Source organism: Streptomyces sp. NPDC054783, from assembly GCF_053611725.1.
On sequence record NZ_JBSHAY010000009.1, the window covers coordinates 33934 to 50726 of the forward strand.

The window sequence follows — 16793 nt, forward strand, 5'->3', positions numbered from 1 at the left end:
GGGCATGACAACCGTCCACGCGATCACGGCCGTATGCGGCTGAAGCTGCGCGAGTTCCGGCCCCGCACCGGCCCGCACCAGCACCGGGTCGTCCAGCCCCGGCAGCCCCTGCGCCACACCTCGCTGCGCGCCCCCGAGCCCATCGGCCTGCTGCTCGGCGACCACGACGGACTGCGCCGGCTGGCCGGCCTGTTCTCCTTCGCCGCCTACTCCCGGCACACGATCGTCCACGTGCCGCTGCGCGAAGGCGTCCCGCCCGACGAGGGCGTGGGCGAGCGCGTCGACCTCGTCCTCGCCCACCACGTCCTCGGTCTGCGCCCCGCACAGTGGCCCGAACTGCGCCGCAGGCTCCGCCGGGGCGTGCCGCTGACCGCCCGCACCGACGAGGTGCGCACCGCGCGGGACGCCGCCGCCTGGCGTGAGCGGCGGGAGCGGCCGGGCTCCCGGGACGTGCTGCGGCACGCCACGCACGCGTGCACGTTCTTCCTCTTCGGCAGCCGGGACGTGTTCGCCGAGACGGCCACCTGGTTCGCCCACGCGGCCGGCAACGGGCCGTACCGGAAGAACGCCGCCAAGGGGCACGCGATGCTGATGGCCGAGCTCCCGGCCCTCGTCCAGCCACCCGGCGGCGGGCACTCGGTCGACGTACTGGTCTGCTTCAAGCCCTATCCGCCCTACGCCCACTTCAGACGGCCGGGCGAGCCACCGAGTCGTCTCAGACGGCCGGGCGGGCCAGCCATTCGTCCACGCCGGCCAGCAGCCGTGCCCTGACGTCCTCCGGGGCGGCCGAACCCCGCACGGACTGCCGGGCCAGCTCCGCGAGCTCGGCGTCCGAGAAGCCGTGCGCGTGCCGGGCGATCTCGTACTGGGCGGCCAGCCGGGAGCCGAACAGCAGCGGGTCGTCGGCGCCGAGGGCCATCGGAACGCCCGCCTCGAAGAAGGCCCGCAGCGGGACGTCCTCGGGCTTCTCGTACACGCCGAGCGCCACGTTCGACGCCGGGCACACCTCGCAGGTCACCTGCCGGTCCGCCAGCCGCTTCAGCAGCCGCGGGTCCTCCGCCGCGCGCACCCCGTGCCCGATCCGCGAGGCGTGCAGGTCGTCCAGGCAGTCGCGCACCGACGCCGGGCCGGTCAGCTCGCCGCCGTGCGGGGCCGACAGCAGGCCGCCCTCGCGCGCGATGTGGAAGGCCCGGTCGAAGTCCCGCGCCATGCCCCGCCGCTCGTCGTTGGAGAGCCCGAAACCGACCACGCCCCGGTCCGCGTACCGCACCGCCAGGCGGGCCAGCGTACGGGCGTCCAAGGGGTGCTTCATGCGGTTGGCGGCGACCAGCACGCGCATGCCGAGCCCGGTCTCCCGGGACGTCGTGTCCACGGCGTCCAGGATGATCTCCAGCGCGGGGATCAGACCGCCCAGCCGGGGCGCGTACGACGTCGGGTCCACCTGGATCTCCAGCCAGCCCGAACCGTCCCTCACGTCCTCCTCGGCGGCCTCCCGGACCAGGCGCTGGATGTCCTCGGGCCGGCGCAGGCAGGAGCGCGCCGCGTCGTAGAGCCGCTGGAAACGGAACCAGCCCCGCTCGTCGGTGGCCCGCAGCTTGGGCGGTTCGCCGCTGGTCAGGGCTTCGGTCAGGGCCTCGGGCAGACGCACGCCGTACTTGTCGGCCAGTTCCAGGACGGTTCCCGGCCGCATCGAACCGGTGAAGTGCAGATGCAGATGGGCTTTCGGCAGCTCAGAGAGATCACGTACACGCTCCATTCCCAGATCCTGCCGTACGTCCCTGCCGTACCGGTAGCCGTTTCCCCGTACGTGGTCTTGCTCGCACAAACGAACAGGGGCACCCCGAACCTTCGGGGTGCCCCTGTCCAAAAATGGACCAGCTCAGGCCTTGGCCTCCGCCAGCAGCTTCTGGAGGCGGCTCACGCCCTCGACGAGGTCCTCGTCGCCCAGCGCGTACGACAGCCGCAGGTAGCCCGGCGTGCCGAAGGCCTCGCCCGGGACCACCGCGACCTCGACCTCCTCCAGGATCAGCGCGGCCAGCTCGACCGTGTCCTGCGGCCGCTTGCCGCGGATCTCCCTGCCGAGCAGGGCCTTGACCGACGGGTAGGCGTAGAAGGCGCCCTCGGGCTCCGGGCAGACCACGCCGTCGATCTCGTTGAGCATCCGCACGATCGTCCTGCGGCGCCGGTCGAAGGCCTCGCGCATCTTCGCCACGGCCTCCAGGCCACCGGAGACGGCGGCCAGGGCGGCCACCTGGGCCACGTTGGAGACGTTGGAGGTGGCGTGCGACTGCAGGTTGGTCGCGGCCTTGACGACGTCCTTCGGGCCGATGACCCAGCCCACGCGCCAGCCGGTCATGGCGTACGTCTTCGCCACACCGTTGACCACGATGCACTTGTCGCGCAGCTCGGGCAGCAGCGCCGGCAGGGACACCGCGGCGGCGTCGCCGTAGACCAGGTGCTCGTAGATCTCGTCGGTCAGCACCCACAGGCCGTGCTCCACGGCCCAGCGGCCGATCGCCTCGGTCTCGGCCTCGGAGTACACCGCACCGGTCGGGTTGGACGGGGAGACGAAGAGTACGACCTTGGTCTTCTCCGTGCGCGCCGCCTCCAGCTGCTCGACCGAGACGCGGTAGCCGGTCGTCTCGTCGGCCACGACCTCCACCGGGACACCGCCGGCCAGGCGGATCGACTCCGGGTACGTCGTCCAGTACGGCGCCGGGACGATGACCTCGTCGCCCGGGTCGAGGATCGCGGCGAACGCCTCGTAGATGGCCTGCTTGCCGCCGTTGGTGACGAGGATCTGCGAGACGTCGGGCTCCCAGCCGGAGTCGCGCAGCGTCTTCGCGGCGATGGCGGCCTTCAGCTCGGGCAGGCCGCCGGCGGGCGTGTAGCGGTGGTACTTGGGGTTCTTGCAGGCCTCGACGGCCGCCTCGACGATGTAGTCCGGGGTCGGGAAGTCGGGCTCGCCGGCGCCGAAGCCGATCACCGGACGCCCGGCGGCCTTCAGGGCCTTGGCCTTGGCGTCCACGGCGAGGGTGGCGGACTCGGAGATCGCGCCGACTCGGGCGGAGACCCGGCGCTCGGTGGGTGGGGTTGCAGCGCTCATGGAGCCCATCGTTCCAGACCGGAAATGTCCCCGGCACATGGGTTTCACGGACTGAACAACCAGGGGTCGATGCGTGAACACGGGTCCGAATCCGGCCCCCGGCCAGGACGATCTTTGGTCAACCGGCCCTGGACGGGCGCTTTCTGTTCGACGCCGGGCCGCGGACCACGTACACTCTCACCTCGTTGGCCTTCAGAAGCCGCCGCCGAAACCGGTGCACACCTCGCACCCGGCCGGATGCGGTACGTTGGGGGGCACACAAAGGGTCGTAGCTCAATTGGTAGAGCACCGGTCTCCAAAACCGGCGGTTGGGGGTTCAAGTCCCTCCGGCCCTGCTACACACACCGCCAGGATGTGTGCGCATGTACGTACAGCAATGCACCGCCGTGCGGCTCAGAAACCGGGCGCGGCACGGCCACGACCCGGGACCAGGTGAGGACAATGACGGACGCCGTGGGCTCCATCGACACGCCTGATGCCCAGGACGAGGCGCTCGAGTCCAAGAAGAAGGCCCGCAAGGGCGGCAAGCGCGCCAAGAAGGGCCCGCTGAAGCGCCTCGCCACCTTCTACCGCCAGATCATCGCGGAACTCCGCAAGGTCGTCTGGCCGACGCGCAACCAGCTGACGTCGTACACCACAGTGGTGATCTTCTTCGTCGCCATCATGATCGCGCTGGTGACCGTGATTGACTATGGGCTCAACCACGCGGCCAAGTACGTCTTCGGCTGAGCCAAGAGCGAAGGGCGCCGTGGCACCGGCGCCCGTTTTCGCATGTTCCACCCCTATGTATCCAGGAAGAAGCAGCCATCGTGTCTGACCCGAACCTGAACGACGACGCCATCGAGCCTCGCGGTACCGCTGCCGAGATGGTGGACGACGAGCTCGACATCGTCGAGGGCGCGGACGAGCAGGACGAGTTCGAGGCTGCCGAGGCCGAGGCGGGGGAGCCGGCCGAAGAGGCTGCCCTGAACGTCGAGGACGAGGACGAAGAGGACGAGGAAGCCGGCGAGGAGGCTGCCGCCGAGGCCGCCGAGGAGGAGCCGGCCGCGCCCGTCGACCCCGTCGAGGCCCTGCGCGAGGAACTGCGCTCCCTGCCCGGCGAGTGGTACGTCATCCACACCTACGCCGGCTACGAGAACCGCGTGAAGACCAACCTGGAGCAGCGCGCCGTCTCGCTGAACGTCGAGGACTACATCTTCCAGGCCGAGGTGCCGCAGGAGGAGGTCGTCCAGATCAAGAACGGCGACCGCAAGACGATCAAGCAGAACAAGCTGCCGGGTTACGTCCTGGTCCGCATGGACCTGACCAACGAGTCCTGGGGCGTCGTCCGCAACACCCCGGGCGTCACGGGCTTCGTGGGCAACGCCTACGACCCGTACCCGCTGACCCTGGACGAGATCGTCAAGATGCTCGCCCCGGAGGCCGAGGAGAAGGCCGCCCGCGAGGCCGCCGAGGCCGAGGGCAAGCCCGCGCCGCAGCGCAAGGTCGAGGTCCAGGTGCTGGACTTCGAGGTCGGCGACTCGGTCACCGTCACCGACGGTCCGTTCGCCACCCTGCAGGCGACCATCAACGAGATCAACCCCGACTCGAAGAAGGTCAAGGGCCTGGTGGAGATCTTCGGCCGCGAGACGCCGGTCGAGCTGTCCTTCGACCAGATCCAGAAGAACTAGTCCATTTCTGGACGTCGCTCTTCCGCGCAGGTCAGGCGGGCTGTCTCAGCCGGTCTGACCTGCGCGGTTTTTGGCCGCGCATCCATACCCGTTATCGTTGTGCGGTATGCCTGCGTCAGGATCGCGATCCTCGCGCGGGCATGGACCCGAATGAAAGGACCCGGAGAGCTATGCCTCCCAAGAAGAAGAAGGTCACGGGGCTCATCAAGCTCCAGATCAACGCCGGTGCGGCGAACCCGGCCCCGCCGGTCGGCCCCGCGCTCGGTCAGCACGGCGTCAACATCATGGAGTTCTGCAAGGCCTACAACGCCGCGACCGAGTCGCAGCGCGGTTGGGTCATCCCGGTGGAGATCACGGTCTACGAGGACCGTTCCTTCACCTTCGTCACCAAGACGCCGCCGGCCGCGAAGATGATCCTCAAGGCCGCTGGTGTCGAGAAGGGCTCCGGCGAGCCGCACAAGACCAAGGTCGCCAAGATCACCGAGGCGCAGGTCCGCGAGATCGCCCAGACCAAGATGCCCGACCTCAACGCCAACGACCTGGACGCCGCGTCCAAGATCATCGCCGGCACCGCCCGCTCCATGGGCATCACGGTCGAGGGCTGACCTCAACCCCCCGTAGTCATGCGGCCGTCGCCGGTCGCACGTGGCAGGGCCTGCTCGGCCCAGGGACCACGACTCCTTTCAGAACACACAGGAGCAAGTTGTGAGCAAGCGCAGCAAGGCTCTCCGCGCTGCGGACGCCAAGGTCGACCGGGAGAAGCTGTACGCCCCGCTCGAGGCCGTCCGTCTCGCCAAGGAGACCTCCACGACCAAGTTCGACGCCACCGTCGAGGTCGCCTTCCGTCTGGGTGTCGACCCGCGCAAGGCCGACCAGATGGTCCGTGGCACCGTGAACCTTCCGCACGGCACCGGTAAGACCGCCCGGGTCCTGGTCTTCGCGACCGGCGACCGTGCCGAGGCCGCGCGTGCCGCGGGCGCCGACATCGTCGGCGCCGACGAGCTGATCGATGAGGTCTCGAAGGGCCGTCTGGACTTCGACGCCGTCGTCGCCACCCCGGACCTCATGGGCAAGGTCGGCCGCCTCGGCCGCGTCCTCGGCCCGCGTGGTCTGATGCCGAACCCGAAGACCGGCACCGTCACCCCCGACGTCGCCAAGGCCGTCACCGAGATCAAGGGCGGCAAGATCGAGTTCCGCGTCGACAAGCACTCGAACCTGCACTTCATCATCGGCAAGGTGTCCTTCGACGACGCCAAGCTGGTGGAGAACTACGGCGCCGCGCTGGAGGAGATCCTCCGTCTGAAGCCGTCCGCCGCCAAGGGTCGCTACCTCAAGAAGGCCGCCATCACCACCACGATCGGCCCCGGCATCCCGGTCGACCCGAACCGCACCCGCAACCTCCTCACCGAGGAGGACCCGGCCGCCGTCTGAGCCCTCCGCTCAGCCCGGTAGCCGCGTCAGGTACGCGTGAGCAAGGGCGGGCCCTGCAACCTTCCAGGTGCGGGGCCCGTCCTTTCTTTGTGCGAACTTTCGTACGACTGTCAGTGGCCTGAGCTACGGTGCAGGACACACGATTTGTCATAGGGGTGGGACCAGATGAAGAGCACGACCGTCCGCCGTACGGCCCTTTCCGTAGCCGCTGTCGCCGCGCTGACCTCGGTGGCGGCCTGCGGCTCCTCCTCCGGCTCGGGCAAGGGCGACAAGGCGGCGGCAGGCGGCGGCACGATCCACGTCAGCCCCATCGCCGCCGTCCTGCGCACCACCGAGCAGTCCACCGACAAGGCGGAATCGGCGAAGGTGCGCTCCAGCACCACCCTGGGCACGGTCATGTCACTGAGCGCGACCGGCGAGGTGTCCTGGGCCGGCGGCCTCAAGGGCGACCTCACCCTCACCTACACCGGCGGCAGGCTCGGCGAGGCCATGCGCAAGGCCGGCACGCCGTCCTCGGAGGCCCGGTATCTGCCGGACGCCGTCTACGGCAGGGTGGGCGGCAAGTTCGCTGAGCAGACCGGCAAGCACTGGATCCGGTACAGCTACGCCGACCTCACCAAGATCACCGGCGGCGCCACGTCCAACCTCCAGGACCAGGCGCGGACCACCACGCCGTACCAGTCGGTGCAGATGCTGCTGGCCTCGCACGACGTGAAGAAGGTCGGCAGGGAGGAGGTCTCCGGTGCCCGGGTCACGCACTACTCCGGCACCATCGACGTCGCCGACTTCGCCCGCAAGAACGGCAACCTGAGCGCCTCCCGGCTGGCCGAGCTCAAGCGGCAGCTCGACAAGACGGGTATCACCACGGAGACCGTCGACATCTGGATCAACGACCAGAACCTCCTGGTCAAGAAGACCGAGAAGGCCGACACGGCGTACGGCGCCATGACCAACACCACCTACTACAGCGACTACGGCGTGAAGGTCTCCCCCGAGGCGCCCCCGGCGAGCGACACCAAGGACTTCAAGGACCTGATGAAGTCCCTCGGCGTCCCCGGCTCGGGCAAGACGTCGAGCGGTTCCGCCACCAGTGTTCCCGGGGCGGGCACCGGCATCAGCTCCTGACCTCACCGGGGCCGGGGCCCGATTTGCTCGACGGCGCCCCGGTCCCGTAGTCTCCTTCCGAAGCCAAAGACCGCTGGTCGTTGCCGCGCGCTTGAACGAGGGTGCGGTGGCCGAAGGATCCGCTGAAAAGTGGGCGACCCGCGCAGGTGACAGTGGAAGAACTCCCGGAGTGCGCGCGCCGAGCGCGTGTGCGGCCGGTCGAGTCCGCCCCGTGCGCCTGCGCCGGGGCGTTTCGTTTTCCCCAGTCCTCCTTCGGGTCCGCGCGGTCCGAATCACCCGGAAGGAGGCCGAGGCTCTATGGCGAGGCCCGACAAGGCTGCCGCGGTTGCGGAGCTGACGGACAAGTTCCGCAGCTCCAACGCCGCCGTGCTGACCGAGTACCGCGGTCTCACCGTGGCGCAGCTCAAGACGCTGCGCCGGTCGCTCGGTGAGAACGCCCAGTACGCCGTGGTGAAGAACACGCTGACCAAGATTGCGGCCAAGGAGGCCGGGATCACGCTGGAGGACCAGCTCTTCGCTGGCCCGACGGCCGTCGCCTTCGTCACCGGTGACCCGGTGGAGTCGGCGAAGGGTCTGCGTGACTTCGCCAAGGACAACCCCAATCTCGTCATCAAGGGCGGTGTCCTCGAGGGCAAGGCCCTCTCCGCCGACGAGATCAAGAAGCTTGCGGACCTCGAGTCCCGCGAGGTTCTGCTCAGCAAGCTGGCCGGTGCCTTCAAGGGCAAGCAGTCCCAGGCTGCTCAGCTCTTCCAGGCGCTGCCGTCGAAGCTCGTCCGCACCGTGGACGCGCTGCGCGCCAAGCAGGCCGAGCAGGGCGGTGCCGAGTAATTCGGCTCGCTTTCTGATCCTGGCCGCATGAGGCGGCGAGGGTCTCAGCGGGCCGACGTACGCCCGCCTTACCCAGTACATCCGGCACCTGCCGATTGAGTGGAAGGACCGCCATCATGGCGAAGCTCACCCAGGACGAGCTGCTTGCCCAGTTCGAGGAGATGACCCTCATCGAGCTCTCCGAGTTCGTGAAGGCCTTCGAGGAGAAGTTCGACGTCACCGCCGCCGCCGCGGTCGCCGTTGCCGGCCCCGCCGGCCCGGCCGCCGTTGCCGAGGCCGAGGAGGAGAAGGACGAGTTCGACGTCATCCTCACCGGCGCCGGCGACAAGAAGATCCAGGTCATCAAGGTCGTGCGTGAGCTGACCTCCCTGGGTCTGAAGGAGGCCAAGGACCTCGTCGACGGCACCCCGAAGCCGGTCCTCGAGAAGGTCAACAAGGAAGCCGCCGAGAAGGCCGCCGAGTCCCTCAAGGCCGCCGGCGCCTCCGTCGAGGTCAAGTAAGACCTTCCGGGTCCCGCGACACCGCAGGACTCGACTGCGCGCAGAAATTCAGTCCCGTAGGGCTGTAACGCGAACGCACCGAAGGGCGATCATCCATCCGGGTGGTCGCCCTTCGGCGTTCCCCGGAGCCCGGCCTGGGCTGCCTTGCACCTGTGTTCGTGAGGGGTAAGGTGATCTTCGCCGTGTCTCCGGATGCCCGGTTCCCCGCAAGGGGGCCCTTGACGAACCGCACGCAGCGCGCAATTCTCAGGACGCGTCGTCACAAGGATCCGAATCCGAGGCATGGATCGACGGCGAAGAGGGCAGTATCAACGTGCGTTGAGGGCAGGCATGCCGAGGGCGTTGACAAGAGCGGTGAGCACAGCGAGGGTCTCGACAAACCCGCACTGGACATCAGTGTGCCAAGTGGCTACACTGACCCTTTGCGCTGCCTGTTAGCTGTCCCCTGCCCGTCACCAGGGGTCTGCCCTCACTCGAGCACTGATGACAAAAGCTCCCTTGACCTGGGGTTTCTGTCTCTGTGTACGGGTGAGGGGCCGGTACGCGCGTAGTGAGTCCGAGCCCTCGGAAGGACCCCCTCTTGGCCGCCTCGCGCAATGCCTCGACCGCGAATATGAACAACGGCGCCAGCACCGCCCCGCTGCGCATCTCCTTTGCAAAGATCAAGGAGCCTCTCGAGGTTCCGAACCTGCTCGCGCTGCAGACCGAGAGCTTTGACTGGCTGCTCGGCAACACCGCCTGGCAGAGTCGGGTCGAGGAGGCTCTGGAGAACGGTCAGGACGTCCCCACCAAGTCCGGTCTGGAGGAGATCTTCGAGGAGATCTCCCCGATCGAGGACTTCTCCGGGTCGATGTCCCTGACGTTCCGGGACCACCGCTTCGAGCCGCCGAAGAACTCCATCGACGAGTGCAAGGAGCGCGACTTCACGTACGCCGCCCCGCTCTTCGTCACCGCGGAGTTCACCAACAACGAGACCGGTGAGATCAAGTCCCAGACGGTCTTCATGGGCGACTTCCCGCTCATGACGAACAAGGGCACCTTCGTCATCAACGGCACCGAGCGTGTCGTGGTGTCCCAGCTGGTCCGTTCCCCCGGTGTCTACTTCGACTCCACCATCGACAAGACGTCCGACAAGGACATCTTCTCCGCCAAGATCATCCCCTCCCGGGGTGCGTGGCTGGAGATGGAGATCGACAAGCGCGACATGGTCGGTGTGCGTATCGACCGCAAGCGCAAGCAGTCGGTCACCGTGCTGCTGAAGGCGCTCGGCTGGACGACCGAGCAGATCCTCGAGGAGTTCGGCGAGTACGAGTCCATGCGCGCCACCCTGGAGAAGGACCACACCCAGGGCCAGGACGACGCGCTGCTCGACATCTACCGCAAGCTGCGTCCGGGCGAGCCCCCCACGCGTGAGGCCGCGCAGACGCTGCTGGAGAACCTCTACTTCAACCCCAAGCGCTACGACCTCGCCAAGGTCGGCCGTTACAAGGTCAACAAGAAGCTCGGTGCGGACGAGCCGCTGGACGCCGGCGTGCTCACCACCGACGACATCATCGCCACCATCAAGTACCTGGTGAAGCTGCACGCCGGCGAGACCGAGACGGTCGGCGAGTCGGGTCGCACCATCATGGTCGAGACCGACGACATCGACCACTTCGGCAACCGCCGTATCCGCAGCGTCGGCGAGCTGATCCAAAACCAGGTCCGTACGGGTCTCGCCCGTATGGAGCGTGTCGTGCGCGAGCGCATGACCACCCAGGACGTCGAGGCGATCACGCCGCAGACCCTGATCAACATCCGCCCGGTCGTGGCGTCGATCAAGGAGTTCTTCGGCACCTCGCAGCTGTCCCAGTTCATGGACCAGAACAACCCGCTGTCGGGGCTGACGCACAAGCGTCGTCTGAACGCCCTCGGCCCGGGTGGTCTCTCCCGTGAGCGGGCCGGCTTCGAGGTCCGTGACGTGCACCCCTCGCACTACGGCCGCATGTGCCCGATCGAGACGCCGGAAGGCCCGAACATCGGTCTGATCGGCTCGCTCGCCTCCTACGGCCGGGTCAACGCGTTCGGTTTCATCGAGACGCCGTACCGCAAGGTCGTCGACGGCCAGGTCAGCGACGAGGTCGACTACCTGACCGCCGACGAGGAGGACCGCTTCGTCATCGCGCAGGCCAACGCGCCGCTGAACGACGAGATGCGGTTCGCCGAGGCCCGCGTGCTGGTCCGCCGCCGTGGCGGCGAGGTCGACTACGTCGGCCCCGAGGACGTGGACTACATGGACGTCTCGCCGCGCCAGATGGTGTCGGTCGCGACCGCCATGATCCCCTTCCTCGAGCACGACGACGCCAACCGTGCCCTCATGGGCGCGAACATGATGCGTCAGGCCGTGCCGCTGATTAAGTCCGAGGCCCCGCTCGTCGGCACCGGCATGGAGTACCGCTCCGCGGTCGACGCCGGCGACGTGGTCAAGGCCGAGAAGGACGGTGTGGTCCAGGAGGTCTCCGCGGACTACATCACCACCGCCAACGACGACGGCACGTACATCACGTACCGCCTGGCCAAGTTCTCCCGGTCCAACCAGGGCACCTCGGTCAACCAGAAGGTCATCGTCAACGAGGGCGACCGCGTCGTCACCGGCCAGGTGCTGTCCGACGGCCCGGCCACCCAGAACGGCGAGATGGCCCTCGGCAAGAACCTGCTCGTGGCGTTCATGCCGTGGGAGGGTCACAACTACGAGGACGCGATCATCCTGTCGCAGCGCCTCGTGCAGGACGACGTCCTCTCCTCGATCCACATCGAGGAGCACGAGGTCGACGCCCGTGACACCAAGCTCGGCCCCGAGGAGATCACCCGGGACATCCCGAACGTCTCCGAGGAGGTCCTCGCCGACCTCGACGAGCGCGGCATCATCCGCATCGGTGCCGAGGTCATCGCCGGTGACATCCTCGTCGGCAAGGTCACGCCGAAGGGTGAGACCGAGCTGACCCCCGAGGAGCGCCTGCTGCGCGCGATCTTCGGTGAGAAGGCCCGTGAGGTCCGTGACACCTCGCTGAAGGTGCCGCACGGCGAGACCGGCAAGGTCATCGGTGTGCGCGTCTTCGACCGCGAGGAGGGCGACGAGCTGCCGCCGGGCGTGAACCAGCTGGTCCGCGTCTACGTCGCACAGAAGCGCAAGATCACCGACGGTGACAAGCTCGCCGGCCGTCACGGCAACAAGGGTGTCATCTCCAAGATCCTGCCGATCGAGGACATGCCGTTCCTGGAGGACGGCACCCCGGTCGACATCATCCTCAACCCGCTGGGTGTGCCGTCCCGAATGAACCCGGGACAGGTCCTGGAGATCCACCTCGGCTGGCTCGCCAGCCGCGGCTGGGACGTCTCCGGCCTCGCGGACGAGTGGGCCCAGCGCCTGCAGGCCATCGGCGCCGACCAGGTCGCCCCGCGCACCAACGTCGCGACCCCGGTCTTCGACGGTGCCCGCGAGGACGAGCTGGCGGGTCTGCTGCAGCACACCATCCCGAACCGCGACGGCGAGCGCATGGTGCTCCCGTCCGGCAAGGCGCGGCTGTTCGACGGCCGCTCCGGTGAGCCGTTCCCGGACCCGATCTCGGTCGGTTACATGTACATCCTGAAGCTGCACCACCTGGTCGACGACAAGCTGCACGCCCGCTCGACCGGTCCGTACTCGATGATCACCCAGCAGCCGCTGGGTGGTAAGGCGCAGTTCGGTGGCCAGCGGTTCGGCGAGATGGAGGTGTGGGCACTCGAGGCCTACGGCGCCGCGTACGCCCTCCAGGAACTGCTGACCATCAAGTCCGACGACGTCACCGGCCGCGTGAAGGTCTACGAGGCCATCGTCAAGGGCGAGAACATCCCCGAGCCCGGCATCCCCGAGTCCTTCAAGGTCCTCATCAAGGAGATGCAGTCGCTCTGCCTGAACGTGGAGGTGCTGTCCAGCGACGGTATGTCCATCGAGATGCGTGACACCGACGAGGACGTCTTCCGCGCTGCGGAGGAGCTCGGCATCGACCTGTCCCGGCGCGAGCCGAGCAGCGTCGAAGAGGTCTGACGGGAGTCCGGCGGGGCCCCCACCCACGGGGCCCCGCCGACCCCCAGGCCCCCGTTTCAGACCACAGACTTACGACCCTGAGAGGGATTGACGCATAGTGCTCGACGTCAACTTCTTCGACGAGCTCCGGATCGGCCTGGCCACCGCTGACGACATCCGTCAGTGGAGCCACGGCGAGGTCAAGAAGCCCGAGACCATCAACTACCGCACCCTCAAGCCCGAGAAGGACGGCCTCTTCTGCGAGAAGATCTTCGGCCCCACCCGGGACTGGGAGTGCTACTGCGGCAAGTACAAGCGCGTCCGCTTCAAGGGCATCATCTGTGAGCGCTGTGGCGTCGAGGTCACCCGCGCCAAGGTGCGCCGTGAGCGGATGGGCCACATCGAGCTCGCCGCGCCCGTCACGCACATCTGGTACTTCAAGGGTGTCCCCTCGCGCCTCGGCTACCTGCTGGACCTGGCGCCCAAGGACCTCGAGAAGGTCATCTACTTCGCCGCGTACATGATCACGTACGTCGACGAGGAGCGCCGTACCCGCGACCTGCCCTCCCTGGAGGCGCACGTCTCGGTCGAGCGCCAGCAGATCGAGAACCGCCGGGACGCCGACCTGGAGGCCCGCGCCAAGAAGCTCGAGTCCGACCTGGCCGAGCTGGAGGCCGAGGGCGCCAAGGCCGACGTGCGCCGCAAGGTGCGCGAGGGTGCCGAGCGCGAGATGAAGCAGCTGCGCGACCGTGCGCAGCGCGAGATCGACCGCCTCGACGAGGTGTGGAACCGGTTCAAGAACCTCAAGGTCCAGGACCTCGAGGGCGACGAGCTGCTCTACCGCGAGCTGCGTGACCGCTTCGGCACGTACTTCGACGGCTCGATGGGTGCCGCGGCGCTGCAGAAGCGTCTGGAGTCCTTCGACCTCGAGGAGGAGGCCGAGCGCCTCCGCGAGATCATCCGCACCGGCAAGGGCCAGAAGAAGACCCGTGCCCTCAAGCGCCTGAAGGTCGTCTCCGCGTTCCTGCAGACGTCCAACAGCCCCAAGGGCATGGTCCTGGACTGCGTCCCGGTCATCCCGCCGGACCTGCGTCCGATGGTGCAGCTGGACGGTGGCCGCTTCGCGACCTCCGACCTGAACGACCTGTACCGCCGTGTCATCAACCGCAACAACCGTCTGAAGAGGCTGCTCGACCTCGGCGCGCCCGAGATCATCGTCAACAACGAGAAGCGCATGCTTCAGGAGGCTGTTGACGCCCTCTTCGACAACGGCCGTCGCGGCCGTCCGGTGACCGGTCCCGGTAACCGCCCGCTGAAGTCCCTCAGCGACATGCTGAAGGGCAAGCAGGGTCGATTCCGTCAGAACCTGCTCGGCAAGCGTGTCGACTACTCGGCGCGTTCCGTGATCGTCGTCGGTCCGCAGCTGAAACTGCACCAGTGCGGTCTGCCGAAGGCGATGGCGCTGGAGCTGTTCAAGCCGTTCGTGATGAAGCGCCTGGTCGACCTGAACCACGCGCAGAACATCAAGAGCGCCAAGCGCATGGTGGAACGCGGCCGTACGGTCGTGTACGACGTCCTCGAAGAGGTCATCGCCGAGCACCCGGTCCTGCTGAACCGTGCTCCCACCCTGCACCGCCTCGGCATCCAGGCCTTCGAGCCGCAGCTGGTCGAGGGCAAGGCCATCCAGATCCACCCGCTCGTCTGCACCGCGTTCAACGCGGACTTCGACGGTGACCAGATGGCCGTGCACCTGCCGCTGTCCGCGGAGGCGCAGGCCGAGGCCCGCATCCTGATGCTGTCCTCGAACAACATCCTCAAGCCGGCCGACGGCCGTCCGGTGACGATGCCGACCCAGGACATGGTCCTCGGTCTGTTCTTCCTCACCACCGACGGCGAGATGCGTGACGTCAAGGGCGAGGGCCGCTCGTTCGCGTCCGTGGCCGAGGCGATCATGGCGTTCGACGCCGGCGAGCTCTCGCTGCAGTCGCGCGTGGACATCCGCTTCCCGGTGGGCACCATCCCGCCGCGCGGCTGGACCCCGCCGGCGCGCGAGGAGGGCGAGCCGGAGTGGCAGCAGGGTGACAGCTTCCGGCTGAACACCACCCTGGGCCGCGCGCTCTTCAACGAGCTGCTGCCCGAGGACTACCCGTTCGTCGACTACGAGGTCGGCAAGAAGCAGCTCTCCGAGATCGTCAACGACCTCGCCGAGCGCTACCCGAAGGTCATCGTGGCGGCGACGCTCGACAACCTGAAGGCGTCCGGCTTCTACTGGGCCACCCGTTCCGGCGTCACCGTCGCCATCTCCGACGTCGTCGTTCCCGAGGCGAAGAAGGAGATCGTCCGCGGCTACGAGGCGCAGGACGAGAAGGTCCAGAAGCAGTACGAGCGCGGTCTGATCACCAAGGACGAGCGCACGCAGGAGCTCATCGCGATCTGGACCAAGGCGACCAACGAGGTCGCCGAGGCGATGAACGAGAACTTCCCGAAGACCAACCCGATCTTCATGATGGTGAACTCGGGTGCACGAGGCAACATGATGCAGATGCGTCAGATTGCCGGTATGCGTGGTCTGGTGTCGAACGCGAAGAACGAGACGATCCCGCGGCCCATCAAGGCGTCGTTCCGTGAGGGTCTGTCCGTGCTGGAGTACTTCATCTCCACGCACGGTGCCCGTAAGGGTCTGGCGGACACCGCCCTTCGTACCGCCGACTCGGGTTACCTCACCCGTCGTCTGGTCGACGTCTCCCAGGACGTCATCATCCGCGAGGAGGACTGCGGCACCGAGCGTGGCCTCAAGCTCCACATCGCGGAGCGCGGCGCGGACGGTGTGCTGCGCAAGGCGGACGACGTCGAGACGTCCGTGTACGCGCGCTGCCTCGCCGAGGACATCGTCGTCGACGGCAAGGTGCTGGCCCCGGCCGGTACCGACCTCGGTGACGTGCTCATCGACGAGCTGGTCAAGTACGGCGTCGAGGAGGTCAAGACCCGCTCGGTCCTGACCTGCGAGTCCGCCGTCGGCACCTGCGCGATGTGCTACGGCCGTTCGCTCGCCACCGGCAAGCTGGTCGACATCGGTGAGGCGGTCGGCATCATCGCGGCCCAGTCCATCGGTGAGCCCGGTACCCAGCTGACGATGCGTACCTTCCACACCGGTGGTGTGGCCGGTGACGACATCACCCAGGGTCTGCCGCGTGTCGTCGAGCTCTTCGAGGCCCGTACCCCGAAGGGTGTCGCCCCGATCTCCGAGGCGAGCGGCCGCGTCCGCATCGAGGAGACCGAGAAGACCAAGAAGCTCATCGTCACCCCGGACGACGGCAGCGACGAGACGGCGTTCCCGATCTCCAAGCGTGCGAAGGTCCTGGTCAGCGAGGGCGAGCACGTCGAGGTGGGCCAGCAGCTCACCGTGGGTGCCACCAACCCGCACGACGTGCTGCGCATCCTGGGCCAGCGTGCCGTCCAGGTCCACCTGGTCGGCGAGGTCCAGAAGGTCTACAACTCGCAGGGTGTGTCGATCCACGACAAGCACATCGAGATCATCATCCGGCAGATGCTGCGCCGCGTGACGATCATCGAGTCCGGCGACGCCGAGCTGCTGCCCGGTGAGCTGGTCGAGCGCTCCCGCTTCGAGCACGAGAACCGTCGTGTGGTCCAGGAGGGCGGTCACCCGGCCTCCGGTCGTCCGCAGCTGATGGGTATCACCAAGGCCTCGCTGGCGACGGAATCCTGGCTGTCGGCCGCCTCCTTCCAGGAGACGACCCGAGTCCTGACGGACGCGGCGATCAACGCCAAGTCCGACAGCCTCATCGGCCTCAAGGAGAACGTCATCATCGGTAAGCTCATCCCGGCCGGTACGGGCCTGTCCCGCTACCGCAACATCCGGGTCGAGCCGACCGAGGAGGCCAAGGCCGCGATGTACTCGGCCGTCGGCTACGACGACATCGACTACTCGCCGTTCGGCACCGGCTCCGGCCAGGCCGTTCCGCTGGAGGACTACGACTACGGTCCGTACAACCAGTAAGCGAGCAGCTTGAAGGGCGGTCACCCCACGGGGTGGCCGCCCTTCGGCGTGTTCGCCGGCCGTGCGGCCG

At 67.8% G+C, this 16793-nt stretch carries 12 protein-coding genes and 1 tRNA gene; 11 read left to right on the forward strand and 2 right to left on the reverse strand.

Features of this window, described 5'->3' with window-relative positions:
- The first annotated feature begins 33 nt into the window (after positions 1-33).
- Complete coding sequence (locus ACWGJ5_RS17815) at positions 34-771, forward strand: hypothetical protein (protein WP_453310638.1); 738 nt, start codon at positions 34-36, stop codon at positions 769-771.
- Here the strand turns inward: ACWGJ5_RS17815 and ACWGJ5_RS17820 are convergent.
- The gene (locus tag ACWGJ5_RS17820) at positions 716-1756 is read right to left on the reverse strand and encodes an adenosine deaminase (RefSeq protein ID WP_453310639.1); all 1041 of its coding nucleotides are present in this window, start codon (positions 1754-1756) and stop codon (positions 716-718) included. The two genes, ACWGJ5_RS17815 and ACWGJ5_RS17820, sit on opposite strands and share 56 nt — an antisense overlap.
- A 123-nt stretch (positions 1757-1879) precedes the next feature.
- Positions 1880-3106 carry a pyridoxal phosphate-dependent aminotransferase gene (locus tag ACWGJ5_RS17825; protein WP_453310640.1) on the reverse strand — a complete coding sequence of 409 codons (1227 nt, stop codon included), beginning with the start codon at positions 3104-3106 and terminating at the stop codon, positions 1880-1882.
- A gap of 262 nt (positions 3107-3368) precedes the next feature.
- Between ACWGJ5_RS17825 and ACWGJ5_RS17830 the strand changes: the two genes are divergently transcribed.
- The 10 genes from ACWGJ5_RS17830 to ACWGJ5_RS17875 all read left to right on the forward strand — a co-directional run bounded on the left by ACWGJ5_RS17830 (position 3369) and on the right by ACWGJ5_RS17875 (position 16723).
- A tRNA-Trp gene (locus tag ACWGJ5_RS17830) sits at positions 3369-3441 on the forward strand.
- Positions 3442-3547: 106 nt separating this feature from the next.
- Positions 3548-3835 carry a preprotein translocase subunit SecE gene (gene secE, locus ACWGJ5_RS17835; RefSeq protein ID WP_023547417.1) on the forward strand — a complete coding sequence of 96 codons (288 nt, stop codon included), beginning with the start codon at positions 3548-3550 and terminating at the stop codon, positions 3833-3835.
- A gap of 80 nt (positions 3836-3915) precedes the next feature.
- Entirely contained in the window at positions 3916-4776 is an 861-nt protein-coding gene (nusG, locus tag ACWGJ5_RS17840; protein ID WP_228621241.1) for a transcription termination/antitermination protein NusG, read from the forward strand.
- A gap of 170 nt (positions 4777-4946) precedes the next feature.
- The gene (gene rplK, locus ACWGJ5_RS17845; RefSeq protein WP_031167035.1) at positions 4947-5381 is read left to right on the forward strand and encodes a 50S ribosomal protein L11; all 435 of its coding nucleotides are present in this window, start codon (positions 4947-4949) and stop codon (positions 5379-5381) included.
- A 100-nt stretch (positions 5382-5481) separates the two neighbouring features.
- A complete protein-coding gene (gene rplA, locus ACWGJ5_RS17850) occupies positions 5482-6207 on the forward strand; it encodes a 50S ribosomal protein L1 (protein ID WP_453310641.1) in 726 nt (241 codons plus the stop codon).
- Between the two features lie 165 nt (positions 6208-6372).
- Positions 6373-7332 (forward strand): hypothetical protein, encoded by a 960-nt coding sequence (locus ACWGJ5_RS17855; RefSeq protein ID WP_453310642.1) that lies wholly within the window; start codon positions 6373-6375, stop codon positions 7330-7332.
- A 297-nt stretch (positions 7333-7629) separates the two neighbouring features.
- Positions 7630-8160, forward strand: a complete 531-nt coding sequence (gene rplJ, locus ACWGJ5_RS17860; protein ID WP_069779227.1) for a 50S ribosomal protein L10 — start codon at positions 7630-7632, stop codon at positions 8158-8160.
- A gap of 116 nt (positions 8161-8276) precedes the next feature.
- Entirely contained in the window at positions 8277-8660 is a 384-nt protein-coding gene (gene rplL, locus ACWGJ5_RS17865) for a 50S ribosomal protein L7/L12 (RefSeq protein WP_453310643.1), read from the forward strand.
- A 580-nt stretch (positions 8661-9240) separates the two neighbouring features.
- Positions 9241-12726 carry a DNA-directed RNA polymerase subunit beta gene (rpoB, locus tag ACWGJ5_RS17870; RefSeq protein WP_453310644.1) on the forward strand — a complete coding sequence of 1162 codons (3486 nt, stop codon included), beginning with the start codon at positions 9241-9243 and terminating at the stop codon, positions 12724-12726.
- 97 nt (positions 12727-12823) lie between these two features.
- Positions 12824-16723 carry a DNA-directed RNA polymerase subunit beta' gene (locus tag ACWGJ5_RS17875; protein WP_453310645.1) on the forward strand — a complete coding sequence of 1300 codons (3900 nt, stop codon included), beginning with the start codon at positions 12824-12826 and terminating at the stop codon, positions 16721-16723.
- The last annotated feature ends 70 nt before the right edge of the window (positions 16724-16793 follow it).